Annotated in this window: 25 protein-coding genes and 1 tRNA gene (1 of these 26 running past the window's edge); 18 read left to right on the top strand and 8 right to left on the bottom strand. The window is 65.3% G+C overall.

Annotated features, from left to right (window positions below; translation table 11 throughout):
- Positions 1 to 157: 157 nt before the first annotated feature.
- Positions 158 to 679, bottom strand: a complete 522-nt coding sequence (locus tag B2W55_RS09890) for a GNAT family N-acetyltransferase (RefSeq protein ID WP_024343504.1) — start codon at positions 677 to 679, stop codon at positions 158 to 160.
- A 3-nt stretch (positions 680 to 682) separates the two neighbouring features.
- A complete protein-coding gene (locus B2W55_RS09885; RefSeq protein WP_024343503.1) occupies positions 683 to 982 on the bottom strand; it encodes a DUF1778 domain-containing protein in 300 nt (99 codons plus the stop codon).
- A 527-nt stretch (positions 983 to 1,509) separates the two neighbouring features.
- Between B2W55_RS09885 and B2W55_RS09880 the strand changes: the two genes are divergently transcribed.
- Positions 1,510 to 3,159: a recombinase family protein gene (locus tag B2W55_RS09880; protein WP_080655039.1), complete on the top strand. Its 1,650-nt coding sequence runs from the start codon at positions 1,510 to 1,512 to the stop codon at positions 3,157 to 3,159.
- Here the strand turns inward: B2W55_RS09880 and B2W55_RS09875 are convergent.
- Positions 3,116 to 3,192 (bottom strand) — tRNA-Met (locus B2W55_RS09875). The two genes, B2W55_RS09880 and B2W55_RS09875, sit on opposite strands and share 44 nt — an antisense overlap.
- A 316-nt stretch (positions 3,193 to 3,508) precedes the next feature.
- Here B2W55_RS09875 and B2W55_RS09870 point away from each other — a divergent pair.
- The 6 genes from B2W55_RS09870 to B2W55_RS09845 all read left to right on the top strand — a co-directional run bounded on the left by B2W55_RS09870 (position 3,509) and on the right by B2W55_RS09845 (position 10,215).
- Positions 3,509 to 4,942, top strand: a complete 1,434-nt coding sequence (locus B2W55_RS09870; RefSeq protein ID WP_024579129.1) for a coniferyl aldehyde dehydrogenase — start codon at positions 3,509 to 3,511, stop codon at positions 4,940 to 4,942.
- 132 nt (positions 4,943 to 5,074) lie between these two features.
- Entirely contained in the window at positions 5,075 to 6,682 is a 1,608-nt protein-coding gene (locus B2W55_RS09865; RefSeq protein ID WP_024579130.1) for a GMC family oxidoreductase, read from the top strand.
- A gap of 237 nt (positions 6,683 to 6,919) precedes the next feature.
- Entirely contained in the window at positions 6,920 to 7,435 is a 516-nt protein-coding gene (locus B2W55_RS09860; RefSeq protein WP_024579131.1) for a CvpA family protein, read from the top strand.
- Positions 7,436 to 7,571: 136 nt separating this feature from the next.
- Positions 7,572 to 8,354, top strand: coding sequence for an SDR family oxidoreductase (locus tag B2W55_RS09855; protein WP_024579132.1), 783 nt, complete (start codon positions 7,572 to 7,574; stop codon positions 8,352 to 8,354).
- Positions 8,351 to 9,340 (top strand): NADPH:quinone reductase, encoded by a 990-nt coding sequence (locus B2W55_RS09850; protein WP_024579133.1) that lies wholly within the window; start codon positions 8,351 to 8,353, stop codon positions 9,338 to 9,340. The genes B2W55_RS09855 and B2W55_RS09850 overlap by 4 nt, the downstream gene beginning before the upstream one ends.
- 23 nt (positions 9,341 to 9,363) lie before the next feature.
- Positions 9,364 to 10,215, top strand: a complete 852-nt coding sequence (locus B2W55_RS09845; protein ID WP_024579134.1) for an MBL fold metallo-hydrolase — start codon at positions 9,364 to 9,366, stop codon at positions 10,213 to 10,215.
- Between the two features lies 1 nt (position 10,216).
- Here the strand turns inward: B2W55_RS09845 and B2W55_RS09840 are convergent, their stop codons facing one another.
- Together B2W55_RS09840 and B2W55_RS09835 are read right to left on the bottom strand one after the other, a co-directional pair.
- On the bottom strand, positions 10,217 to 10,588 hold the full coding sequence (locus B2W55_RS09840; RefSeq protein WP_024579135.1) for a hypothetical protein: 372 nt from the start codon (positions 10,586 to 10,588) through the stop codon (positions 10,217 to 10,219).
- A 32-nt stretch (positions 10,589 to 10,620) separates the two neighbouring features.
- Complete coding sequence (locus tag B2W55_RS09835; protein ID WP_024579136.1) at positions 10,621 to 12,141, bottom strand: MFS transporter; 1,521 nt, start codon at positions 12,139 to 12,141, stop codon at positions 10,621 to 10,623.
- A gap of 230 nt (positions 12,142 to 12,371) precedes the next feature.
- On the opposite strand from B2W55_RS09835, the gene B2W55_RS09830 reads away from it, so the two are divergent.
- The 5 genes from B2W55_RS09830 (at position 12,372) to B2W55_RS09810 (ending at position 16,873) form a co-directional block, all read left to right on the top strand.
- Positions 12,372 to 12,920, top strand: a complete 549-nt coding sequence (locus B2W55_RS09830; protein ID WP_291532220.1) for a TetR/AcrR family transcriptional regulator — start codon at positions 12,372 to 12,374, stop codon at positions 12,918 to 12,920.
- Positions 12,921 to 13,076: 156 nt separating this feature from the next.
- The gene (locus tag B2W55_RS09825) at positions 13,077 to 13,919 is read left to right on the top strand and encodes a fumarylacetoacetate hydrolase family protein (RefSeq protein ID WP_024579138.1); all 843 of its coding nucleotides are present in this window, start codon (positions 13,077 to 13,079) and stop codon (positions 13,917 to 13,919) included.
- A gap of 184 nt (positions 13,920 to 14,103) precedes the next feature.
- Positions 14,104 to 14,718 (top strand): glutathione S-transferase family protein, encoded by a 615-nt coding sequence (locus tag B2W55_RS09820; RefSeq protein WP_024579139.1) that lies wholly within the window; start codon positions 14,104 to 14,106, stop codon positions 14,716 to 14,718.
- A gap of 18 nt (positions 14,719 to 14,736) precedes the next feature.
- On the top strand, positions 14,737 to 15,930 hold the full coding sequence (locus B2W55_RS09815; RefSeq protein ID WP_244442128.1) for a serine hydrolase domain-containing protein: 1,194 nt from the start codon (positions 14,737 to 14,739) through the stop codon (positions 15,928 to 15,930).
- A gap of 73 nt (positions 15,931 to 16,003) precedes the next feature.
- Positions 16,004 to 16,873: an MBL fold metallo-hydrolase gene (locus B2W55_RS09810; protein WP_024579141.1), complete on the top strand. Its 870-nt coding sequence runs from the start codon at positions 16,004 to 16,006 to the stop codon at positions 16,871 to 16,873.
- A 231-nt stretch (positions 16,874 to 17,104) separates the two neighbouring features.
- Here B2W55_RS09810 and B2W55_RS09805 read toward each other — a convergent pair whose 3' ends face one another.
- Complete coding sequence (locus B2W55_RS09805) at positions 17,105 to 17,647, bottom strand: methylated-DNA--[protein]-cysteine S-methyltransferase (RefSeq protein ID WP_024579142.1); 543 nt, start codon at positions 17,645 to 17,647, stop codon at positions 17,105 to 17,107.
- Between the two features lie 144 nt (positions 17,648 to 17,791).
- Here B2W55_RS09805 and B2W55_RS09800 point away from each other — a divergent pair, with 144 nt between their 5' ends.
- Positions 17,792 to 18,601, top strand: coding sequence for an alpha/beta fold hydrolase (locus tag B2W55_RS09800; protein WP_024579143.1), 810 nt, complete (start codon positions 17,792 to 17,794; stop codon positions 18,599 to 18,601).
- Positions 18,602 to 18,640: 39 nt separating this feature from the next.
- Here the strand turns inward: B2W55_RS09800 and B2W55_RS09795 are convergent, their stop codons facing one another.
- Complete coding sequence (locus B2W55_RS09795; RefSeq protein ID WP_024579144.1) at positions 18,641 to 19,096, bottom strand: carboxymuconolactone decarboxylase family protein; 456 nt, start codon at positions 19,094 to 19,096, stop codon at positions 18,641 to 18,643.
- A 110-nt stretch (positions 19,097 to 19,206) separates the two neighbouring features.
- On the opposite strand from B2W55_RS09795, the gene B2W55_RS09790 reads away from it, so the two are divergent.
- The 5 genes from B2W55_RS09790 (at position 19,207) to B2W55_RS09770 (ending at position 24,690) form a co-directional block, all read left to right on the top strand.
- Positions 19,207 to 20,073 carry a sigma-70 family RNA polymerase sigma factor gene (locus B2W55_RS09790; protein WP_024579145.1) on the top strand — a complete coding sequence of 289 codons (867 nt, stop codon included), beginning with the start codon at positions 19,207 to 19,209 and terminating at the stop codon, positions 20,071 to 20,073.
- Positions 20,074 to 20,137: 64 nt separating this feature from the next.
- Positions 20,138 to 21,388: a M20/M25/M40 family metallo-hydrolase gene (locus B2W55_RS09785; RefSeq protein ID WP_024579146.1), complete on the top strand. Its 1,251-nt coding sequence runs from the start codon at positions 20,138 to 20,140 to the stop codon at positions 21,386 to 21,388.
- Between the two features lie 292 nt (positions 21,389 to 21,680).
- A complete protein-coding gene (locus B2W55_RS09780; protein ID WP_024579147.1) occupies positions 21,681 to 22,355 on the top strand; it encodes a GntR family transcriptional regulator in 675 nt (224 codons plus the stop codon).
- A 58-nt stretch (positions 22,356 to 22,413) separates the two neighbouring features.
- On the top strand, positions 22,414 to 23,214 hold the full coding sequence (locus tag B2W55_RS09775; protein ID WP_024579148.1) for a phytanoyl-CoA dioxygenase family protein: 801 nt from the start codon (positions 22,414 to 22,416) through the stop codon (positions 23,212 to 23,214).
- Positions 23,215 to 23,382: 168 nt separating this feature from the next.
- Positions 23,383 to 24,690, top strand: coding sequence for an NAD(P)H-dependent oxidoreductase (locus tag B2W55_RS09770; protein ID WP_024579149.1), 1,308 nt, complete (start codon positions 23,383 to 23,385; stop codon positions 24,688 to 24,690).
- Positions 24,691 to 24,883: 193 nt separating this feature from the next.
- Here the strand turns inward: B2W55_RS09770 and B2W55_RS09765 are convergent, their stop codons facing one another.
- Positions 24,884 to 25,655, bottom strand: the 3' portion of a protein-coding gene (locus tag B2W55_RS09765) for an SDR family oxidoreductase (protein WP_024579150.1). The gene runs 314 nt beyond the window's last position; 772 of the gene's 1,086 nt are visible here — the last part of the coding sequence; its start codon lies beyond the right edge, outside the window; its stop codon occupies positions 24,884 to 24,886.

The raw sequence follows: 25,655 nt of genomic DNA, 5'->3' as shown, positions 1-25,655 counted from the left end.
CAAGGGCGCTGACGGCGGACACTCTACTGGATCTCCGATCCCCACTCTCACTCTTCAGGGGCGTTGCGGGGTCTCCCCGCTCGAAGGGGTCGGCCGAGACTACAGGCTCGGCCGCAGGGGAAGACTTCCCCCTTCACCATATTGAGCCGGACCAGGCTCATCCCTCGCGGCCGATTCCACCTGCCGCCAGCATCGCGGCGATATCGGCGATCGACCGGAGCAGGACCAACGGGTCGTCCTTCGAGCGAAGAAAGCCGCGTCGCTGCCAGAACCGGGCAGCCTCTTCATCGACGGCGTTGACCATCAGCGCGCGCCCGCCGACCAGACGCGCAGCCTGAACGCAACGCTCAAGGGCATGCTTCATCAAGCCGGTGCCGATGCCCTGTCCGGCCCAGGCCGTATCCGTCGCGAGTTGCCCGAGCAGCAGGCAGGGAACGGGATTGGGTGGTTGTCCAGTGCGAATTGCGCGAGGCAGGATCGAAGGGACAGCCCCCGTCGGTGCAAGACCATAATATCCGACGACGCGCCCGGCATCATGGACGGCCACGACCGCGGTGAAGCCCTTTTCCTGATTGGCAAGGGCGCGCGTTTTCAGCCAATGATCGAGTGTCGGTTTGCCACAGGAGAACTCGGAAACGTCATGCTCGGCAGTAAGCGGTTCAGGAGCTGATAAAGCCACGGCTTACCGCTTCGTGACGTAGCCGGGTTCCCACGGCGCAGGCCGCTGGAGCACTTCCATCATCTCAGGAACGATGGTGGGCGGACGGGACAGGATTTCCATGAAGTCGGCGAAGCCCTCCGGGCTCATGCGGATCAGCCCCTGCTCCATGACGACTTCCTCGGCAGCGCGCACGGCGGCATCACGCACGAAATCCGTCCGAGAACGGCCACGCAAGGTGGCTGCGCGATCGATCATCGCGACGTCCGCTTCCGGCAGGCGCATCGAGATCGGGTATTCCTTGCGTTCAACGGTGGCAGCCATGACCATTCTCCTTGACTGAAATATAGCCGCTTGTAGCGCCAAACGCAATACGCTATTATCGGCTCTGTTCGCAGCCCGACTGTCTTGATGAAAGACGTTCAAAGGGATGGCGGTCGAGGAGGTCACATGGAGCAGGTTTCGCGGCATTTTAGCAGGTCATTTCACGACGCCAGCGTATTCTGTTCGTCGCTGGAGCACGCTATGCCGCGCGCATCAGCTCCTTTCTCCGCCGAGTATTCGCCTTTGATTTCCGTTGCCTATACTTGGATTCACAAGGATCGTGAAACCCATCAACTTGCAACCGACATCAAACGGCGCGACGATGGATCACAAAAACCGCCCAAAGCAGACGAGCGCGCTTCGGCTCATAGAGCCGGAGCTGACGCTCGCGCGGCGTGGCGAAGGCTCCGACCCACGCTTGATAGAGCTGGTACGGTTGCTCGCCCGGCGAGCTGCACGGGAGATTTACGAGGAACAGATGAAAGGGCGCCGCACGCCGCGCTCCTGACATCCCAGGAGAATGCATCGTGAAGGTTGCGATCTACGCACGCTATTCATCCGACAATCAACGCGACGCCTCGATCGCCGACCAGCTCCGCATCTGCCGTCTCCACGCCGAGAAGCAAGGCTGGCAGGTGGTTGAGGAATATACCGATCACGCGATCTCCGGCGCCTCGCTCCTGCGCCCCGGTATCCAGGCCCTGATCTCGGACGCCACGCGCGGCCGGTTCCGCTATGTGCTGGCGGAGGCGATGGATCGCCTGTCGCGCGATCAGGAAGACATCGCCGGCTTCTATAAGAGGATGGCCTATTCGGACGTGAAGATCGTCACTCTATCCGAGGGCGAGGTCACGCATCTCCATGTCGGGCTCAAGGGCACGATGAACGCCCTGTTCCTGAAGGATCTCGCCGACAAGACGCGGCGCGGTCAGCGTGGCCGCGTCGAGCTGGGCAAGTCCGGTGGCGGCAATTCCTATGGCTATGATGTGGTCAAGAAGTTCGACGCCAGCGGCGAGCCGGTGCGTGGCGACCGGACCATCAATGAGGTTCAGGCTGATGTCGTCAGCCGTATCTTCCGCGACTATGCCGCGGGCAAATCGGCCAAGCGGATCGCCTTCGAGCTGAACAAGGATAGCATCTCCGCACCGGGCGGCGGCGATTGGGGCTTCAGCACCATCAACGGCAACCCGAAGCGCGGCAACGGCATCCTCAACAACGAGATGTATGTCGGCAAGCTGGTCTGGAACCGGCAGCGATTCATTAAAGACCCGGACACGGGCAAGCGCCAGGCGCGGATGAACCCGGAGGCGGACTGGATCATTCAAGACGTGCCGGAGTTACGCATCCTCGACGACGATCTCTGGCAGGCCGTGAAGAAGCGGCAACAGGCCGTCAAACAGAACCGTAGCGACGACGGCGAGACCGAGAACCACTTCCGGGAACGCCGGCGCCCCAAATACCTCTTCTCGGGCCTGACTAAGTGCAGCTGTTGCGGCGGCGGTTACTCGATGATCTCGGCTGATCTGGTCGGCTGCTCGACGGCCCGCAACAAGGGCACCTGCGACAATCGCAAAAACATCCGGCGCGATCAGCTTGAGGCGCGCGTCCTCAACGCGCTGCGCCATCACCTGATGGACCCCGAGCTGTTCAAGGAGTTCTGCGACGAGTTCACCCGCGAGATGAACCGGCTCCGCATGGAGGGCCGAGCCTCGATCGATGCGGCCGAAGCCGAGGTCAAACGGATAGACCGGGAACTCGATACGCTCCTGAACCTCATCCTGAAGGGCGGCGCTGCCGATCGTCTCAATGAGAAGATGGTCGTCCTGGAGCGTCGTCAGAAAGAGCTGAAGGCGTTCCTGCGAGAGGCGGAAGAGCCGCCCCCCCTCCTTCATCCGAACATGGCTCATCACTACCACGTCCAGGTCGACGAGCTGTACGCGGCGCTTCAGGAGGATTCGGAGGCGAAGCGGATGACTGCGGCCGACCTGATCCGCTCACTCGTGCGGGACATCATCCTGACGCCGGAGGACGACGAGCTGAAGATCGACGTGCGCGGCGATCTGGCTGGAATCCTTGCGATTTCGCTCAAAAGCAAAAGGCCCGCCGGAGGGGCGGGCCAATCGCAAGTTGAGATGGTTGCGGGGATAGGATTTGAACCTATGACCTTCAGGTTATGAGCCTGACGAGCTACCGGGCTGCTCCACCCCGCGTTAAACCGTTGCGTGCCTTGCAGAAAGAGTGCCCGAACCTGCCGGCCAACGCGTCTAACGGCGCCGATCGATCCGTCCGGAGGGCTTCCTGAGAAGGCGACCCAGGCCGAAGCCGTCGGGTGCGGGGCGTATGTATCAACGTGTGCCCGGTTTGGAAAGCCCCGGACGTGGGTTTTTGAGGATTTTGTGACGTCGAAATATCAGGTTTTCCTGACAAATCGACCGCGGGGAACCAGGTCTTGCCAGACCGCGCGCAAAAGCAGAGCTTGGCGCCCAACAAAATCCGTCAAGGAAACGTCATCCGAGGGGAAACGCCATGGACCGGCCACTGAAAAGCCCGGGGCTGCATGCGCTCGAAGAGACCTTTCAGCGCCAGTTCGAGCTGTCGCGGAGCGAGCCGGCGCCGACATTGCAGGCACGGCTGGACCGGCTGCGGCGCCTGCGCGCCGCGCTGACCGAGAACGAAGCGCGATTCGAGGCGGCGATCTCGGCCGATTTCGGCCACCGCTCCACCGTCGAGACCGCGATCGCCGAGACCATGCTGGTGCTCGGCGAGATCAAGCACGCCGCCAGGCACCTCAAATCCTGGATGGCGCCGCAAAAGATCCCGACCACGGTGCAGTTCGCGCCGGCGAAGAACCGGCTGATCCCGCAGCCGCTCGGCGTGGTCGGCATCATCGCGCCCTGGAATTACCCGCTACAGTTGACGCTGGCGCCCGCAGTCGCGGCCATCGCGGCCGGCAACAGCGCCATCATCAAGCCGAGCGAGCTGGTGCCGCGGTTCTCCGAACTGCTGATGGAGGCGATCGCGAAGAAATTCGACAGCACCGAGCTCGTCGTCACCGACATCGACGACGACATCGCCAAAGCCTTCGCCGCGCTGCCGTTCGATCATCTGATCTTCACCGGCTCGACCCGCGTCGGCCGGCTGGTCGCGGAAGCCTGTGGCCGCAATCTGACGCCGGTGACGCTCGAGCTCGGTGGCAAATCGCCCGTGATCGTCGACGGCTCCGCCGACATCGACGAGGCCGCGCAGCGCATCGCCTATGGCAAGCTGCTCAATGCCGGCCAGACCTGCATCGCGCCCGATTACGTGCTGGCGCCGCAGGCCTCGGTGCAGCCGCTTGCGATGCGGATGCAGGGCCATATGCAGCAGATGTTCGGCACCGATCCGAAAAATCCCGATTACACCTCGATCGTCTCGGACCGGCATTACGTCAGACTCGAGGCCCTGGTGGCCGATGCCGCCGCAAAGGGCGCGACCATCATGCAGCCCGCGGCCCCCAACGATCCCGAATGGAAGTCGAGGCGCAAATTCCCGCCGACCGTCATCGTCGATGCGACGCCCGATATGACCGTGATGCAGGAGGAGATCTTCGGGCCGCTGCTGCCGGTCATGGGCGCCCGTGACGCAACGGAGGCGATCGCCTTCATCAACAAGCGCGACCGCCCGCTGGCACTTTACTGGTTCGGTACCGACAATGCGGCCCGCGACGCGGTGCTGGCGCGCACGGTGTCCGGTGGCGTCACCGTCAATGACTGCCTGTTCCATTTCGCGCAGGCCTATCAGCCGATGGGTGGCGTCGGCGCATCCGGCACCGGCGCCTATCACGGCGAATGGGGCTTCAGGACGCTGACCAAGCTGAAGCCGGTGTTCTACCGCTCGCGCTTCAACCGGCTCGCCGATCTCTATCCGCCCTATGGCGCGAAGATCGCGCGGCTGGAGAAGCTGATGCGGATGTTGTCGTAACCGTCATTCCGGGGCGCGCGCAGCGCGAGTCCGGAATCCACTTATCCGCGTCACCGCGGCGCGATGGATTCCGGGCTCGATGCTTCGCATCGCCCCGGAATGACAAAGAAGAATAGCCAAGGGGAAACAAGAATGACTGACACGTTCGATTTCGTGGTGGTGGGCGGAGGCTCCGGCGGCTGCGCGGTGGCGGGGCGGTTGTCGGAGGATCCGGCGACCTCGGTGGCGATGCTCGATGCCGGCGGCACAAACGACAATTGGGTGGTGACCACGCCCGGCGCCATCATCCTGATGCTCTCGAGCAAGCTCAACAACTGGGCGTTCGACACGGTGCCGCAGAAGGGCCTGAACGGCCGCATCGGCTATCAGCCGCGCGGCAAGGGGCTCGGCGGCTCCTCGGCGATCAATGCCATGGTCTATATCCGCGGCCATCGCGCCGACTACGACCATTGGGCCTCGCTCGGCAATCCCGGCTGGAGCTACGCCGACGTGCTGCCCTACTTCAAGCGCGCGGAGCACAACACCGAGCTCGACGGCGAGTATCACGGCAAGGGCGGGCCGCTCAACGTCACCGGCCTGCAGTCCGACAATCCGGTCAAGGAGATGTTCCTGCAAGGCGCGCGCGAGGCCCAGTTCCGGATCCGCGACGATTTCAACGGTGCCGAGCAGGAAGGGCTCGGCATCTACCAGGTGACGCAGCGGAATGGCGAGCGCTGGAGCGCGGCGCGCGGCTATATCCATCCTCACATGGGCCGCCGGCCCAATCTGCGTATCGAGACGCAGGCCCACGCGACCCGCATCATCTTCGAGGGCAAGCGTGCCGTCGCCGTCGAATACATCCAGGGCAAGGAGAAGAAGGTGCTGCGCGCGCGGCGCGAGGTCATCCTCGCGGCCGGCGCGTTCCAGTCGCCGCAATTGCTGATGCTGTCGGGCGTCGGCGACGCGGCGGCACTCGGCAAGCACGGCATCGCCAGCCTGCATCAGCTGCCGGGGGTCGGACAGAACCTGCAGGATCATCCGGATTTCGTGTTCGGCTTCGCCTCCGACGCGCCCTATTTCTCGGGACTGTCGTGGAGCGGCATCGGGCGGATCATCAAGGGCATCGGGCAGTACCGGCGCCAGCGGCGCGGCCCGATGACTTCGAACGTCGCCGAATGCGGCGGCTTCCTGAAGACCCGGCCCGACCTCGACATCCCCGACATCCAGCTGCATTTCTGCATGGCCATGGTGGAAGACCACGGCCGCAAGCCGCGCTGGGGCACCGGATTCTCCTGCCATGTCTGCCTGCTGCGGCCGGCAAGCCGCGGCAGCGTGTGGCTGAACAGCGCCGATCCCCTCGCAGCACCCGCGATCGATCCGAACTTCTTCGGCGAGGACAGCGACGTCGAGACCATGGTCGCAGGCTTCAAGATGACGAAGCGACTGCTCGACACGCCGGCGCTGCGCGCGTTGCAGCAGAAGGACATGTTCACCGCAGGTGTCAGCACCGACGACGACATCCGCAGCATTCTGCGGGCGCGCTCCGACACCGTCTACCACCCGGTCGGCACCTGCAAGATGGGCAGCAACGATCCGCTCGCGGTGGTCGATCCGACGCTGCGCGTGCATGGCCTGGAGGGCCTGCGCGTGGTCGACGCCTCGATCATGCCGACGCTGATCGGCGGCAACACCAATGCGCCGACCATCATGATCGGCGAGAAGGCCGCCGACATGATCAAGGCGGAGATGCGGGCGGGGTGACCTTCTCGTCATTCCGGGGCTCGCGAAGCGAGAGCCCGGAATCCATTCATCTACAGAAGCTGCGGCCCAATGGATTCCGGGCTCGCGCTGACGCGCGCCCCCAGGTGCGCAATTGCGCACCGGGGAATGACGGCTGTGGTATGGCGGACATAGACAATGAATCTCTACAATTGTCCTTGATGTAAGCCGGATTCATCAACCTGGAAACCCTAGGAGATCGGGCAGGAAATCCTTACCATGAACCTCTTCGACCTCGCCGTGATCATCGGGTTGCTGTTTGCGGTCGTGACCGGCTTCATGACCGGCCTGTTGCGCAGCGCGATCACCATCCTGGCCTATCTCGTCGCGATGCCGCTCGCGGTCGCGGCGCTCGCGATGATCGGGCCCCACATCGCGACGCTGCCGGCCTCGCCGTTTCCGCCCAACGGGGTGCTGCTGTTCGGCCTGTTCCTCGTGATCGGTGTCATCCTTGGAAAGATGGCGCGGACGATGCTCGACGACACGATGGGCGCGGAGATCGGGATCGGCGACCGCCTCGGCGGCGCGCTACTCGGCGCGGTCAGGGTGGGCCTCGTCGTGACCACGCTGGTGCTGGTGTTCGATCAGCTGGTGCCGCTCGCCCGGCAGCCGCAATTCCTCAACGGATCGCAATTGCGGCCGCTGTTCTCGGCGGCCGGACAAGCCGGTTTCCGTTCGCTACCGCCCGAGGCCACCATGGCGATCGAGCGGCTGCGGCGCGAACAGCGCATCTAGCTCGCCGCCTTCGCCCGGCTGTTCCTGCCCGGCATGCACTTATGCATTGCACATCCCTTATCGGCGGGGCCGAGCTTGGCTAGAATGCATCCATCAAACCTTTACAAACCTATCCGACCTCACAGGGAGCGAACTCGTGGATCTTGGAATCAAAGGCCGCCGCGCCATCGTCTGCGCATCGAGCAAGGGACTGGGCCGCGCCTGCGCGATCGCGCTCGCCAATGAGGGGGTGCATGTCACGCTGACGGCGCGCGGCGCCGAGGCGCTGAAGCAGACCGCCGATGAGATTCGCAAGGCGCATCCCGGCGTCACGGTCACCGAGATCGTCGGTGACATCACGACCCCGGCAGGACGCGAGGCCGTGCTGAAAGCCTGCCCCGAGCCGGACATCCTGATCAACAATGCCGGCGGCCCGCCGCCCGGCGATTTCCGCAACTGGACCCGCGACGACTGGATCAAGGCGATCGACGCCAACATGCTGACGCCGATCGAGCTGATCAAGGCGACCGTCGACGGCATGATGGCGCGCAAGTTCGGCCGCATCGTCAACATCACCTCGGCGGCGGTGAAGGCGCCGATCGAGATTCTCGGCCTGTCCAACGGTGCCCGCGCCGGCCTCACCGGCTTCGTCGCCGGCCTGTCGCGCAAGACCGTGATCAACAATGTCACCATCAACGGCCTGCTGCCGGGCCCGTTCGACACCGACCGCCTGCGCGGCACCGCCAAGCCCGAAGCCGAGAAGCGCGGCATCTCGGCCGACCAGGTCCTGACCGAGCGCGCCAAGCTGAATCCCGCCGGCCGCTTCGGCCGTCCGGACGAGTTCGGCTATGCCTGCGCCTTCCTGTGCGGCGACAAGGCCGGCTTCATCACCGGGCAGAACATCCTGCTCGATGGCGGCGCCTTCCCGGGCACGCTGTGAAGGCGGTCTGGTACGAACGAGCGGGCGCAGCGCCGACGGTGCTCACCGTCGGCGAGATGCCGACGCCCGACGCCGGTCCCGGCGAGGTCCGGATTCGCCTCCAAGCCTCCGGCGTCAATCCGGCCGATGTCGGCCGCCGCAGCGGCAATTATCGCGCGATGGAGTTTCCCCGCGTGATCCCGAACAGCGACGGCGCCGGGATCGTCGACCAGATCGGCGAAGGCGTGACGCGCTTTGCCGTCGGCGATCGCGTCTGGCTGTTCAACGGCCAGCGCAACGGCCGCGCCTTCGGCACCGCGGCCGAATACATCACGCTCGCCGATTATCTGGTGACGCCGTTGCCGCAGGACGTATCGTTCGCGGCCGGCGCCACGCTTGGCATTCCCTGCATGACCGCATGGTGCGCGTTGTTTGCCGACGGCCCGGTCGCGGGCCAGACGGTGCTGGTCACCGGCGGCGCCGGCGCGGTCGGCCACTATGCCGTGCAACTGGCGAAGTGGGGCGGCGCGCGGGTGATCGCGACCGTGAGTTCGCAGGTCAAGGACGTTGAGGCGCGGCTCGGCGGCGCCGACATGGTGGTCAACTACCGGACCGAGGACGTCGTCGCCAAGGTCATGGCGTTCACCGAGAACCGCGGCGTCGATCGCGTGATCGACGTCGATTTCGGCGGCAACCTCGCGACCACGCTGAAGCTCATGGCGCTGAATTCGACCATCGCAGTCTACGCCACCAACGGCAACCGCACGCCCACGCTGCCGGTACGCGAATTGATGGAGAAGTGCATCACGGTGCGCTCGCTGGTGTTGTTCGCGCTGCCGCCGCCGCTGCTCGCCGCCGCGCAGGCCGACATCACGAAATGGCTGGCGTCTGGCACCCGCGTGCACAACATCGCCGGGCAATTCGCGCTTGCCGAGACTGCCGACGCCCATCTCGCGGTCGAGAAGGGCGATAAGATCGGCACCGTGATCGTCGACTGCGCCCGATAACAAGAAAACCGAGGACACGCCGCATGCAATGGACGATCGGCAAGGTCAAGATCACCAAGGTCGTCGAACTCGAGACCGTTGGCAGCACGCGCTTCATCCTGCCGCTGGCCGGCCGGGAGGAGATCCAGAGCCTGCCCTGGCTGATCCCGCATTTCGCCAACGAGGATGGCCGGCTCAAAATGTCGATCCATTCGCTGCTGGTCGAGACGCCGGAGCACCGCATCATCGTCGACACCGGGCTCGGCAACGACAAGCAGGGCCGCAACGTGCCGACCTGGAACAACCGCAGCGATCCGTTCCTGGAGAAGCTGACCGCGGCCGGTTTTGCCCCTGACAGCATCGACACCGTGCTGTGCACGCATCTGCATGTCGACCATGTCGGCTGGAACACGAAGCTCGCCGGCGGCAAATGGGTGCCGACCTTCGCCAACGCCCGTTACGTGTTCGGCCGGACCGAATTCGAGCACTGGCGCGACCACAGCGACGATGCCGCGCATGCCGCCGTGTTCGCGGACTCGGTGAAGCCGATCGCGGATGCCGGCAAGGCCGAGCTGGTGCCGAGCGATCACCGCCTGACCGAGGAAATCACGCTGATCCCGACCCCGGGCCACAGCCCCGGCCACATGAGCATCCACATCAAATCAAGCGGCGCGGAAGGGCTGCTGACCGGCGACGTCGCGCATCATCCGTGCCAGATGTACCACCTCGACTGGTCGTCGACCGCGGACTCCGACCAGAAGCAATCGGCGGCGACGCGGCGCGAGTTGTTCGCGCGCTTCGCCGACACGCCGACGCTGGTGATCGGCGGGCATTTCAATGCCGGCCACATCAGGCGCGATGGCGACGCCTTCAGGTTCGTCGCGCTCGACACCTGAACTAACCCAGGCTGGCGCGCGCGAGGAACAGCGCGTCAGCCTCGCTGGCGGCGATCGCGGCCGGATAGGGCAAGGCCTTGGCACGGCCCGGCAGGCTGCGCTCGAGCTCGGCGCGCTCCTCGTCGTCATCGGCGATGAAGACGGTGACCCGGATCAACCGGCCGAGCTCGGCCTTGTGCGCCTTCATCCACAGCACCATCGGCTTGCCGGCGGCGACCTCCGGCTGATCGTTGACGTTGACGATCACGGCGAGCGGCCGGTTCGCGGCGAGCAGCTCGGCGTATTCCACGGTCCATTCGCAACCATCCTGCTCCGTTTGCAGGTAGCCGGTTGCGATGAAGATGCCGGGTTCGGCTTCGCGAAAGAATTTCATGGGCGATACTCCTGATGCGGATGAGGGTGTGATCATGTCTCTCTGGCGAGCGCGGATCCGGGCTGCGCCCGCCGCGCCTGCAACGCAGCCGCGGCGAGCATCGCCGCCGCCAGCAGCGCGAACAGGCCGGCCAGCGCGGCCGCGGCGGAAAAACCGCGGGCGAGCGCACTCGCCAGCATGGCGTGAAAGGTGTCCGGTGCTATGCCGAGACCGCCAGGCATTTCGTGACGCCGGATCGCGATGGCGGCAAGTTCGGCCGCGTTGCCGACATTGGCGTTCATCAGCGCGCTGGTGAGCGACGCAGTGGCGGTGGTGGCCAGCACCGTGCCGAGCAGGGCGATGGAGATCGTCATGCCGCTCTGCCGCAAGGCGTTCATCGTCGCGGACGCGATTCCGCTGCGCTCGCGCGGCGCCACCGCCATGGTCGATGCGCCCGTCGCCGGCACCGAGAGCCCGAGGCCCGCGCCGAGCAGCGCGAACAACGGCGCGATCACGGCATAGGGTGTCGCTTCCGTGAACGAGCTCATGCCGAGCATGGCAACGCCAAGCAGGACATAACCAACGATCATCAACCGGCGCAGCCCGAAACGCGCCGCCCAGCGGCCGAACAACAACGATCCCGTCGCGGCGACGACGAACACCGGGGCGATTCCGCTGCCAGCCTGGGCGGCCGACCAGCCCTGCGCCTGCTGCAAGAACAGAGAGAACAGGAACAGGCTGCTGTAACCGGAGAAGCCGAGTGCGAACGAGGCGAAGTTCACCGCCACGAAGGCGAGATCGCGAAACAGGTCGACCGGCACCAACGGGCGCGCGGCGCGCCGTTCGACCACGACGAACAGCAGCAACGCGGCTCCCGCGACGCCGAATGCCGACAGCGTGGCGGGCGCAGTCCAGCCGCCGCTGGCGGCGATAAAGCCGTAGGTCAGCGCGCCGAGAAGCACCACGCTCAAGACCTGGCCGGCTGGGTCGAGCGCGGCGTGGTCGGGATCGGCGCTCTCGTCGATGCCGACCAGGCCAAGACCAAGCGCGACCGCGCCGACGGGCAGGTTGATCAGGAATACGCTCCGCCAATCGACAGTGTCGACCAGGATGCCGCCGAGCATCGGGCCGAGAATGAGCGACACCGCGCTGAAGGACGACCAGCCGCCGATCGCATGCGCACGCTCGGCGGGATTGGGGAACGCCTGGGCCAGGATCGACAGCGCGCCCGGGATGACCAGCGCACCGGCGACGCCCTGCAACGCGCAGCCGGCAATCAGGATCGCAAGCGACGGCGCGGTCGCGGAGGTGGCGGAGCCGAGCGTGAACAGCACGATGCCGAACAGCCAGGCGCGCTTGCGGCCGTAACGGTCGCCGATCGGGCCGGCCGAGAGCATGCAGGCGGACAGGCTCAGCGCGTAGGCACCGACCACCCACTGCAACCCGGCAAGCTCAGCCCCGAGGCCGGCTTGGATGGCAGGCAGCGCCACGGTGACGATGCTGATCGCAACGGTCGCCATGCAGGTGCCGAGATAGACCGCAAGAACGGCCACGGATTTGCGGGACAGGGACATCATTATGCCGCCGGGCTTGTTGGACATGGCGGCACAAATACGCATCGACTGACGGTCGGTCAATATAACTAAGCTATTTCAAAGTCATTCTAAATGTGCGATCCAGAATCGGATATCAGATGCAGGTGGATGCGAACGGCATGATCGGGAAGCGGCAGACGGCGGCGCCACGCGGCGCAGCGCAGCGTTGGAGACGGACTCAGCCTGCCGAGGTCAGGGTGGACGACCTGATGTCGGCGGCAGCCGCCCTGTTCATCGCAAAGGGCATCGAGGCCACCACGATCGACGACATCGTCGCCCGGGCCGGCGTCGCCAAGGGCACCTTCTACCATTACTTCTCCACCAAGGCAGATGTGATCATCGCCCTGCGCGCGCGTTTCTCGCAGGACTTCCTCGCCCGCGTTGCGGCTTCGATCGCTGAATGTGCCGAAGACGATCACGCCGGACGGCTATCGGCCTGGCTACGCGGCGCGGTTGGAACCTATCTTGCCAATGTCGAACTGCATGACGTCGTGTTTCACGACTTTCCGCATCATCAGCGCCAGTCGCAGGAAAAGGACGACGTGATCGCTCAGATCGTCGCGGTGCTGGAGGATGGCCGGAAGGCCGGGGTCTGGACCTTCCCGGACGCCCGCAGCGCGGCGCTGATCGTATTCGACGGGATGCACGCCGTGGCTGATGATGCGATCGTCGCGGGTACGCGCGATCCGGAGCCGCCGTGCCGGCTGCTGGAAGACATGTTCACGCGGATGCTGGCGGCGCCGCAGCCGCAATCATGACGGGCATTTGAACGAACCGTTCCAAGCCGCCACGCCGGAAGGTGATGGCTGCAATGCCGCGACCGTGAAGCGGTTGAATTTCCTGCCGCGCTGTTCCATGAAGCGTGTCGAGGTATACCAGTAATAATCCTCAGGACATCGCAGGGAGTGATCAACATGAAGCTTGTTCGTTATGGCGAAAAGGGTGCGGAAAAGCCCGGTCTGATCGATAAATCCGGCCAGCTCCGCGACCTCTCGGCCCATCTGAAGGACCTGACCGGCGAAGCCTACACGCCGGAGTCGCTGAAGAAGCTTGCTGCCCTCGATCCCGCCTCCCTGCCCGCGGTCGCCGGCAAGCCGCGCTTCGGCGCCCCCGTCACCGGCATCTCGAAATTCGTCGCGATCGGCCTCAACTATTCCGACCACGCCAAGGAAACCGGCAACCCGATCCCGTCGGAGCCGATCTTCTTCCTGAAGGCCAACACCGCGCTTTCCGGCCCGAACGATCCGGTCGAGAAGCCGCGCGGCTCGACCAAGCTCGACTGGGAAGTCGAGATCGCCGCCATCATCGGCACCCGTGCCAAGTATGTCTCGGAAGCCGACGCGCTGAACCACGTCGCCGGCTACTGCATCTGCAACGACGTCTCCGAGCGCAACTTCCAGATCGAACGCCTCGGACAGTGGACCAAGGGCAAGTCGCACGACACGTTCGGTCCGGTTGGCCCCTGGCTCGCCACCAAGGACGAAATCGCCGACGTGCAGAAGCTCTCGATGTGGCTCGACGTCAACGGCCAGCGCCGCCAGACCGGCACGACCTCGACCATGATCTTCACCATGGCGAAGTGCATCTCCTACGTCTCGCAGTTCATGACGCTGCTGCCCGGCGACGTCGTCACCACCGGCACCCCGCCCGGCGTCGGCACCGGCATGAAGCCGCCGCAATATCTCAACGTCGGCGACGTCGTGACGCTCGGCATCGAGGGCCTCGGCGAGCAGCGCCAGGAAATCGTCGCGGCGTAGTTTACGGGACCGTCATCCTGAGGAGCGCGCAACGCGCGCGTCTCGAAGGATGAGCCAAGGACACCGTCGTCCATCCGTCGGAAGGGTGACGGCAAAGCATCGATCACTACCCATCCTTCGAGACGCGCGCCCAAGGGCGCGCTCCTCAGGATGACGACTGCGTACTCGGAAAGAGGTCATCTCCATGAAACTCACCTTCTCTCCCGCTTCCCCGTTCGCCCGCAAGGTGCGCATCGCGGCGATCGAGCTCGGCCTGATCGACAAGATCGAATTCGTGCCGGCCAGCGTCGCGCCGGGTACGGCCAATGACGAATATTCCAGGATCTCGCCGCTGAAGAAGCTGCCGGTGCTGATCCTCGACCATGGCGACGTGATTCTGGATTCCTACGTCATCGTCGAATATCTCAACGAGATCGGCGGCGGCCGGCTGATCCCGGGCTACGGCCCGCGGCGCTGGAAGCTGAAGACCGATCACTCGTTGCTCAACGGCATGCTCGATTCCATGCTGCTGTGCCGCTACGAGAAGATGGTGCGGCCGCAGGGCTCGCTGTGGCAAGCTTGGTACGACGATCACTGGAACCGGGCCTGGGCCGGCATGGCGCGGTTCGAGAACCGGCCCGACGTGCTGGACGGCTCGTCGTTCGACATCGCGCAGATCGGCCTTGTCTGCGTGCTCGGCTACGCCGATTTCCGCTTCGCCGATTGCGGCTGGCGCAAGGCCTATCCCAAGCTCGACGCCTTCTACCAGCGAATGCAGGAACGGCCGTCGGTGAAGATCTCGGCGCCGCCAGCCGCGTAGCGTGGCAGGGCGGTAGGAATGACGATGCGCCATCGCTTCGCCCGCCCCTTCCTGCTCGGCGCGAGCCTTGTGCTCGCGTTGATGGCCTCGATCATCACGCCAAGGGCCGACGACATGACAGCTGAACAGAAACAGACTTGCGGATCGCCGGCCGCGCTCGACGATGGCTGGACGATCGCGTCACCCGGCAGCGTCGGCATGGATGGCAAGCGGCTGTGCGGCATCGCCGCGCGGCTCGCCCTGCGCAGCAGCGAAGTGCATTCCGTCGTCGTGGCGCGTCACGGCAGACTGGTGTTCGAGCAATATTTCACCAGCATCGATCAGCCGTGGGGACACAAGGAAGGCCGCATCGAATTCACGGCGACCACCAAGCACGACATGCGTTCGGCATCGAAGAGCGTGACGTCGCTGCTGGTCGGGATCGCCATCGACCGCAAGCTGATCGCCGGCGTCGACGAGCGCGTGACGAAATTCTTTCCCGAGCGCCAGTCGGTCAAATCAGCCGGATGGGACGCGATCACGCTGCGCCACCTGCTGACGATGTCGTCGGGCATCCAATGGGACGAGGCACTGCCCTGGACCGATCCGAACAACGACGAACCGCATCTCGCCTTCGATGCCGATCCGATCGGCTATGTCCTGGCCAAGCCGATCGCAGCGCCGCCGGACACGCTGTGGACCTATAATGGCGGCGGCACGAATGTGCTCGGCAACATCGTCGAACAGGTCTCCGGCAAACCGCTCGAAGCGTTCGCGCGCGAGACGCTGTTCCAGCCGCTCGGCATCACCGATCTCGAATGGAAGAGCTACGAGAACGGCAAGATCGCTGCCGCCGCCGGCCTCAGGCTGCGCCCGCGCGATGCCGCCAAGATCGGCCAGCTCGTGCTCGACCGCGGACGGTGGAAGGAGCAGCAGATCGTCCCGGCCGACTGGATCGCGCAATCGATTGTGCCGCGCTTCCAGGCCGTCGGCTATTTCGGCGGCACGCTGTTCTATGGCTATCAGTGGTGGATGGGCCGCTCGCTGTCCGACGGCAAGGAAGTGAAATGGGTCGGCGCGTTCGGCTGGGGCGGACAGCGCATCATCATCGTGCCCGATCTCGATCTTGTGATGATGACGACGGCCGCCCAGTACGGCCAGCCCAAGGAAGGCCTTGCGGCGATGGATATCCTCGCCAACATCATCATTCCAGCCGTGCGCGACGCGCACTGACCTTTGTCTACGCGTTTTCTTCACGCCAAACGGACTCCGCTTCGCTCGAAAACGCTAACGCCAGGGAATCACCATGAGCCTGAAATTTGCCGCCGGCGATCTCACCATTCACCGCGTCGTCGAGGAGGAAGCCAAGTTCCTGCCCGCGCACGACATGTTCCCCACCCTGACGCCGGAGCTGCTGGGCGAGAACCGCGCCTGGATGAAAGCCGCCGGCGCGCTCGACGATAGTGACACGCTGATCCTGGCGTTCCAGTCCTACATCGTGAAGACGCCGCACCACACCATCCTGATCGACAGCTGCATCGGCAACGACAAGCCGCGGCCGGGCCGGCCGAGCTGGAACATGAAGACCGACGACAGCTATCTGCGCGGCCTTGCCTCGGCCGGTTTCTCGGTCGGCGACATCGACTATGTGATGTGCACGCATCTGCATGTCGACCATGTCGGCTGGAATACGCGGCTCGATAACGGCCGCTGGGTGCCGACCTTCCCAAACGCGCGCTACGTATTCGACAAGACCGAGTTCGACTACTGGACCGAGACCAACGCCAAGGCCGAAGTCCCGCCATTCGTCGACAGCGTGCTGCCGGTGGTGGAAGCCAAGCGGGCCGATCTCGTCGGCAATGATTTCGCGATCGGCGACCACATGCGCGTCCTGCCGACACCCGGCCACACGCCGGGCCACCTCGCCTTCACCTTCGGCCGCGGCAAGGATGACGCGGTGTTTGCCGGCGACCTGATGCACTCGCCGATCCAGACGCTCTATCCGGAAATCTCGCCGAAATTCGACGTAGACCCCGCGCTGGCGGCAAAGACACGCCGCAGCTTCCTCGAGCGCTATTGCGACACCGAGACGCTGTGCTGCCCCGCCCATTTCCCCTCACCCTCGGTCGGCAAGATCAGGCGGAAGGGCAACGGGTTTGTTTGTGAGACGACGTAGTAAGAGCTTGCTCGCTTCACCCTCCCCTGGAGGTGGGCAATCGCATAAGCGCTCGACCTCCCCACGAACTCCGTCATGCCCGGCCTTGTGCCGGGCATCCACGTCTTGGTTTCCGCACGACAAAGACGTGGATGGCCGGGACAAGCCCGGCCATGACGAACGTAGAGGCAGCAAAGCAAAGCTGCTCGCGGTTTCGATTGCGCTCCGCTGGAAGGGAGGGGTGCTTCTTCCTCAATCGAACAAACTCGGCGTGTGGTTCACCACCGCACCTTCGATCTGCAACATCTTCAGCTTGGTGACCACGCCGCCATTGGCCGAGAAGCCGCCCGGCTTGTTGCCCGCCGCCAGCACCCGGTGGCAGGGCACCACGATCGGACACGGGTTGCGGCCGAGCGCCTGGCCGACGTCGCGCGACAGCTCGACGCCGCCGAGCTGCTTGGCGATGTCGCCATAGGTCATGGTCTTGCCCGGCGGAATCCTCCGCGCGATGTCGTAGACGCCGCGGTTGAATTCGGGCACCCCGTCGAGATCGAGCACGATGTCGGCGAGGTCGTTCGGCTTGCCGGCGAGCAGCTCGATCATGCCGTCGATCGCGTGCTGCACTTCGGCCGGCGGTGCCGCCTCGGTGACCTCGCCGTTGCGCTGGGCAATCCGCTTGCGGGTCTTCTCTTCATTGCCCATCGGCAGCTGCACGCCGGTCACGCCGTGCTCGCCCCAGACGACGCCGCAGGCGCCGATCATGGTCTCGAAGATTGCAAAATGCTGGCCGGTCATGGCGCACTCCAGATATTCGTTAGGCTCACAAACCGGAGCCTGCTGTTGATCTGAAATCTAGGCTTGGAGAATGTTGCTATCCACCCGAATTCCGTGGGAACTTGGGCGGAATCAACAACATCTCCTGCCCTCCGCGAGCCCCAAATGCACAGCCTCCGCGTCAACGGTTTCGACATGCCCTATCTCGACATCGGCGAGGGGCCGCCGCTGGTCTGCGTGCATGGTTCGCTGTGCGACTTCCGGATCTGGTCGGCGGTGCTCGGCCCGCTGACGCGTCACCATCGCGTGATCGCGGTCAGCCTGCGGCATTTCTTCCCGGCCCATTGGGACGGCGTCGGCGACACCTATTCGATCGCGCAGCATGTCGACGATGTGATCGCCTTCATCGAAGCCTTCGACACCAAACCGGTCGACCTGATGGGACATTCCCGCGGCGGCCATATCTGCTTCCGGGTCGCGCAGCGGCGGCCGGACCTGCTGCGCAAGCTGATCCTCGCCGAGCCCGGCGGCGAGCTCGACGAGACCCTTGATCCCGACTTCAAGCCCGGCCCCTCGCCGCTGGCAGCACGGTTCGCGGCATGCGCCGCGGAAATCGCCAAGGGCGATATCGACGGCGGCTTGCAGATCTTCATGGACGCGCTGGAAGGCCCCGGCGCCTGGAAGCGGATTCCGGCAGCCTCCAAGCAACTGCTGCGCGACAATGCGACCACCCTGCTCGGCCAGACCCGCGACCAGCGGCCGCCGTTCTCCAAGGCGGACGCCGAGGCGATCAGGGCGCCGACGCTGTTCATCGGCGGCGCCAACACCAAGGGCGTGCTGCCGAAAGTGCTGCACGCCCTCGCCGCCAACGTGAAGGATGCGCGTACCGAGATGATCCCGGGCACCACGCACCCGATGTTCGAACAGGCCCCGCAGCGCTATTGCGAGATCGTGCTGGAGTTCTTGGCCGCATAGGCAGTGCACCTCTCCCCGCTTGCGGAGAGAGGGTGAAGATCACACCTTCCACGCACCGACGGGCTGGCGCACGGCGACGTTCAACCTGTTCCAGACGTTGATCGCCGCGATGCCGAGCACCAGCGATGCCAGCTGCGGCTCGTTGAAATGCCTGGCGGCCTCGTCCCACACCGCATCCGTCACCGGATCCTCGCGGTCGCTGAGCCGGGTCACCGCTTCCGTCAGCGCCAGCGCGGCCCGCTCGGCGTCGCTGAAATAGGGCGCATCGCGCCAGGCACCGACCGCGAACAGCCGCTCATCGGTCTCGCCGGCGCGGCGGGCGAGTTTCGGGTGCATGTCGACGCAGACGCTGCATCCGTTGATCTGGCTGGCGCGCAGATGCACCAGTTCCAGCAGCCTTTCCGGCAGCGCCGGCTTGGTGCTCTCGCTGAGCGCCTGCAACGCCGTCATGGCCTCGGGAACAACCATCACCGGGTGGTTCATGCGGGCTTTCATCATATCGCTCTCCTGGTTTGCCTTTTGACGCCGCCATGCCGATCTGTTGTCACATCGGGTGGGCTTCGTTCGTCATGGGCATGACGGAGCGGACCAGGGGAATGTGACCGATGACCGAGAAAAATTCTCTCGCTGAACAGTTCGAGGCCAACCGGCCGCGCCTGCGGGCGGTGGCCTACCGGATGCTGGGTTCGACCGCGGAGGTCGACGACGCCGTGCAGGAAGCCTGGCTGCGGCTTAGCCGCACCGACACGGCTGCGGTCGACAATCTCGGGGGATGGCTGACCACGGTGATCGCACGGATCTGCCTCGACATGCTCCGCTCGCGCAAATCGCGCCGCGAGGAGCCGATCGGTCCGCATGTGCCTGAGCCGGTCGCGGACAATCCGTCCGAGCGCGAGACGGAGATGGCGGACTCCGTCGGCGCGGCGCTGCTGGTGGTGCTGGAAACGCTGGCGCCGGCCGAGCGGCTGGCGTTCGTGCTGCACGACATGTTCGCGGTGCCGTTCGAGGAGATCGCGCCGATCGTCGGACGCACGCCGGCGGCCGCGCGGCAGCTCGCCAGCCGTGCGCGGCGGCGCGTGCAGGGCGCACCGTCCGCGCCGGATGCCGATCTCGGCCGGCAGCGCAGAATCGTCGAGGCTTTCCTCGCCGCGTCCCGCGATGGCGATTTCGAGGGACTGCTCGCCGTGCTCGCGCCCGATGTCGTGGTGCGCGCCGATCAGGCGGCGCAGCGGCTCGGCTCGCTGCCGGTGATCCGCGGCGCCACCGCTGTGGCCGAGAGCTTCAAGGGACGCGCGCAGGCGGCGAGACCGGCGCTGGTCGATGGCGCGATCGGCGTTGCCGTCATCCTCGGCGGCGCGTTGCGGGTCGTGCTGCGGGTCACGATCTCGGGCGACAGGATCGCGGCGATCGATGCGACCGCCGATGCCACGGAGATCGAAACCTTCGATGTCGAGGTGCTCGACCGCAGCTGACGCGGCTGGAGGCTGACAGGTCGCGATGCTAGTGTCTCCCTGCGTTTCAGCAGGGAGGACAATCATGAAACTATCGATCAAATTGCTCGCATCGGCCGGCCTGCTCGCGCTCGCCTCGTCCTCCGCCCTTGCCGCCGCGGATGAAAAACTGCGTGCGGCCGCCGAGCAGGCCCAGCCCGCGGTGATCGAAAGCCTGCACGACATGGTGCTGATCGAGTCCGGCTCCGGCGATGTCGAGGGCCTGAAGAAGATGGCCGACTACACCGAAGCGCGGCTGAAGGCGCTCGGCGCCAAGACCGAGCGGCGCAAGACCACCAAGGGCGCCGGCGCCGACATGGTGATCGGCACCTTCGAGGGCACCGGCAGCAGGAAGCTGATGCTGATCGCGCATATGGATACGGTCTACGAGCACGGTATCCTCGACACCCAGCCCTACAAGGTCGACGGCAACCGGATCTACGGACCCGGCATCGCCGACGACAAGGGCGGCATCGCCGTCATCCTGCATTCCCTGAAGATCCTGCAAGATACTGGCTGGCGCGACTACGCCAAGCTCACGGTATCGTTCAATCCCGACGAAGAGGTCGGCTCGATCGGCTCCGGCGAGATCATCTCCGAGCTCGCCGATCAGCACGACGTGGTGCTGTCCTGCGAGCCGACGGTTGCGCCTCCGGTCGCCAAGAACGAGAGCTTGCTGCTCGGCGCCAGCGGCACCGCGACCGGCAACATGGAGGTGAAGGGCAAGGCTTCGCATGCCGGCGCGGCGCCGCAGCTCGGTCGCAACGCGCTGCTCGAGCTCGCGCATCAATTGCTGCAAACCGAGGACGTCGCGAAATCGATCCCGGGCACGCAGCTGAACTGGACCACCGCGAAGGCCGGCACCGTGCGCAACCAGATCCCCGATCACGCCTCGGCCGGCGCCGACATCCGCCTCACCATTCCGGACGGTGTGCAAAAGCTGCAAGCCGCGCTCGACGAGAAGATCAAGAACAAGCTGATCCCGGACACCGAGGTGACCGTGAAGGTCACCGCGGGCCGCCCGCCCTTCGTGGCTGACGATCGTGGCCGCGCGCTCGCCAAGCAGGGACAGGCGATCTATGCCGAGCTCGGGCGCACACTTGATCTCGCGGAGATGACCGGCGGCGCGACCGACGCCGGCTACGCCGCGCGCAGCGGCAAGGCCGTCGTGGTCGAGAGCTTCGGCCTCGCCGGCTGGGGCTACCACGCCCGCGACGAGTATATCGACACCAACTCGATCGTGCCGCGGCTCTATCTGATGACGCGGATCCTGATCGAGTTGGGCAAGGCGAAGTAGCGGGGCATCTTTCGCGCCGGCACCCGGGCCTCCTCCCCCGACTTGCGGGGAGGCCCGTTGCCAAAATATCGAAAACAACCCCATGCAAAGCAGCCGGTGGCCGGCATTCGACCAGGCTGGCTTGATGGCTGATGAGCTGGACCGGCGCGAATGCTGGACAGGTCCATTCTCAGAAAGATTCGACATATCAATTGCTTGCCTCCACTGCGAATTGGAGCCTTGACCGTCCGCGCAACCGGCAGTAGCTTCCTTATCGAATACGGAATTCCGTATTCCAATTTGGATGGCCGGCATGATCCCGTTGGACCCGCTTCCGAACCTCATCGACCAGGTCTACGGGCGGTTGCTCGAGGCGATCATCGACCGCACGCTGTTGCCCGGTCAGCGCATCACCCAGAATGAGCTTGCCGAACGGCTCGGCGTCTCGCGCCAGCCGATCTCGCATGCGCTGCATCTGCTGCATCGTCAGGGCCTCGTCGCGGAAAGCGGCAAGCGCGGCTTCGAGGTGACGCAGCTCGATCCGCAGCGCATCCGCGAACTGTACGAGGTGCGCGGCGCGATCGACGCGCTGGCGGCGCGGCTCGCGGCGCGACGCGTCAAGGAGGATTCCACCGCCCGCAGCCAACTCGAGGCCGCGCTCGAAGCCGGCCGCGCGATCGACGACGACGCGCCGCTGGCGCGCCTGATCGCGATCGACGTCGACTTCCACAGCGCGATCTACCGGCTCGCCGGCAATTCCGCGATCGAGGAAATGATCGCGCCGCAATGGCCGCATATGCGCCGCTCGATGGCAACCGTGCTCGCCGAGCTCGATTACCGCGGCAGTGCCTGGACCGAACACGAGACCATCGCCGCGCATATTTTCTCCGGCAATGCCGCCGCCGCGGAGGCCGCGGCGCTGGCGCATGCGCAGACGGCGGGGCGGATGACGGAAGAGAAGCTGAGGACCATCGACGTGGCGGCGTGAACGGGTTCGACGCGGCGCCGCAGCAATAACCAACCAACAATCAAAGGAGGAAAGCACCATGAAACTGACGCAAGAGCAGATCGAATTTTTCCATCGCGAAGGCTGGCTGTTCCTGCCCGAGCTGTTCAACCAGGAAGAGGTCGACTTCCTCGCCCGCGAGGCGGTTTCGATCTACGACGCCAACCGCCCCGAGGTGTGGCGCGAGAAGAGCGGTGCACCGCGCACCGCATTCGCCGCGCATCTCTACAACGAGGCGTTTGGTCTCCTCGGCGCCCATCCGCGCATGATCGACCCGATCGAGCAGCTGTTCGGCGAGAAGGTCTACATGCATCAGTTCAAGATCAACGCGAAGGCGGCCTTCACCGGCGACGTCTGGCAATGGCACCAGGATTACGGCACCTGGAAGCGCGACGACGGCATGCCGGAGCCGCGCGCGATGAACATCGCGATCTTCCTCGACGAGGTGATGCCGATCAACGGACCGCTGATGCTGGTGCCGCAGAGCCAGACCGCCGGCGACCTCAAGGCCTCGCACGACCTCGAAACCACCTCCTATCCGCTGTGGACGCTCGATGAAGAGACCGTGACGCGGCTCGTCAAGCAGGGCGGCATCGTCGCGCCGACCGGCAAGCCCGGCGGCATGCTGATGTTCCACGGCAACCTGGTGCATGGCTCGAGCGGCAACATCACGCCCTATCCGCGCAAGATCGTCTACCTGACGCTGAACGCGGTCTCGAACTACATCCGCACCCCGACGCGGCCGGACTACATCGCGCATCGCGACTTCACGCCGATCCAGACGGTGGCCGACGACGCGCTGCTGCGATTGGCACGTGCGCCGCGGCAGGCGGCGGAGTAAACACACAACTGTCATTCCGGGGCTCGCGAAGCGAGAGCCCGGAATCCATTTGACCGCATGTTTTGCCGTACGATGGATTCCGGGCTCGACGCTTGCGCGTCGCCCCGGAATGACGAGTTCTGAATTTGTCGCGCGCCCCGCGCGACCGCAGCATCGGTAACCAGCATCATGAACCTGCATCACCTCCTCAAAACCCGCGCCGCCGCCGGCAAACCGGTGCGCGTCGTCCTGATCGGCGCCGGAAAATTCGGCTCGATGTTCCTGTCGCAGGTGCCGCACACGCCGGGGCTCGAAGTGCCTGTCATCGTCGATCTCGACCGCGAGCGCGCCCGCGAGGCCTGCCGCACGGTCGGCTGGGACGACGCGCGGATCAACGCAACCACCTTCACCGACGACGGCGCGCGCGCCATCGCCGGCGGCGCGTTCGATGTCGTGGTCGAGGCCACCGGCAATCCCGCCGTCGGCATCCGCCACGCCCGCGCGGCAATCGCCGCCGGCAAGCATGTCGTGATGGTCAATGTCGAGGCCGACGTGCTGGCAGGGCCGCTGCTCGCCGAGGAGGCGCGCAAGGCCGGCGTGGTCTATTCGCTCGCCTATGGCGATCAGCCGGCGCTGACCGCGGAGATGGTGGATTGGGCGCGCGCGACAGGATTTCGCGTCGTCGCCGCCGGCAAGGGCACCAAATATCTGCCGGCCTATCACGACGTGACGCCGGAGGGCGTGTGGCAGCATTACGGGCTCACCGCCGGCGAGGCGCAATCCGCCGGCATGAACCCGCAGATGTTCAACTCCTTCCTCGACGGCACCAAATCGGCGATCGAGATGGCCGCGATCGCCAATTCCTGCACGCTCGACGTGCCGTCGGAGGGCCTGCTGTTTCCGCCCTGCGGCGTCGACGATCTGCCGCATGTGATGCGGCCGCGCGACAAGGGCGGCGTGCTGGAGAAATCCGGCATCGTGGAAGTGGTGTCGTCGCTGGAGCGCGACGGCCGCCCGGTGTTCCGCGATCTGCGCTGGGGCGTCTATGTGGTGCTGGAGGCGCCGAACGATTATGCCGCCGATTGCTTCAGGCAATATGGCCTCAAGACCGATTCATCCGGCCGCTTTGCGGCGATGTACAAGCCCTATCATCTGATCGGGCTCGAGCTGAACATCTCGGTGCTGTCGGCTGCGCTGCGCAACGAGCCGACCGGACAGCCGCGCGGCTTCCGCGGCGACGTCGCAGCGGTCGCCAAGCGCAATCTGCGCGCCGGCGAGATGCTCGACGGCGAAGGCGGTTACACGGTGTGGGGCAAACTGATGCCCGCCTCCGCCAGCCTCGCTGCCGGCGCATTGCCGATCGGCCTCGCGCATCGGGTCAAGCTGAAGCACGACGTCGCCCATGGCGCCGTGGTGCGCTGGAGCGACGTCGAGGTCGACGAGGCGAACGACACCATCAAGACGCGCAAGGCGATGGAACAGGCGTTTTCGCGGTAGGGCTCAACCCATAGCAGGGACGCTCTTCACCTCTCCCCGCTCTTTGCGGGGAGAGGTCGGATCGCATCGAAGATGCGATCCGGGTGAGGGGCGAGGCACGCGGCTCAACAAGCAGCGAAGTGCTCGCCGGATAGAAGCCCCTCTCCCCGCAAACGCGGGGCGAGGGAGACGAGAGGGCGGTGGCCCGATCGGTTCACGGCAACAGCCGGCTCGCCTTCGCCAACCTGAACCATTTCCGGAACATCGCTTCGGTATCCATCATCTCGGTGAAGCCGGCCTGGTTGATCTTCACCGTCGAGACGATCGAGGGCGGACCGGATTCAGTCTGCCCATGGCGCAGGCTGTAATCGGCATATTGGAACGACAGGCCGACGAACTGTTCCAGACCGGGCGCGATCAGGTCGTGTTTCCTGCGCAGTTCATCCCACAGCGGGATCCATTTCGGATACTCCTGCGCCAGCGACAGCGGCACAGGCTTGCCCGGCGTCATCTCGAGCGCATCCGAGACCGCCGGCCAGATGTTCTCCCAGGTGAAGACGTCGCCATTGGTGACGTTGAACGCTTCGTTGCGCGCGGCTGCGGCATCGCCGGACCAGGCGATTGCGCGCGCCAGCAGATCGACGTCGACTGCCTGCGCGACACGCGGCGCGCCGCCGGGATAATCCAGCGGCCTGCCTTGCGCGCGCAGCACCGCCGCATAGACGCCGAGCGGCGGGATCAGGTCCATCGCGCCGCCCATCGCTTCGCCGATGATCAACACCGGCCGCAGGATGCTCCAGTGCCAGCCCTTGCCGCGTTGCAGCTCACGCAGGAAGTTCTCCTGCGCCCAATAGAAATTCGGCTGCTCGTACATTTCCGAGCGGCCCTCGCGCGCCGGCACCGCGAGCGGCCGGACATGCACGCCATAGGCCTTGGTGCCTTGCAGCAGCGCGACGTGCTTGAGATCGGGCGCCGCGGGTTCGAGT

It is taken from the genome of Bradyrhizobium sp. UBA2491 (assembly GCF_002341725.1).
Classification (GTDB): domain Bacteria; phylum Pseudomonadota; class Alphaproteobacteria; order Rhizobiales; family Xanthobacteraceae; genus Bradyrhizobium.
This window is presented reverse-complemented; position numbering and strand designations above follow the sequence as displayed.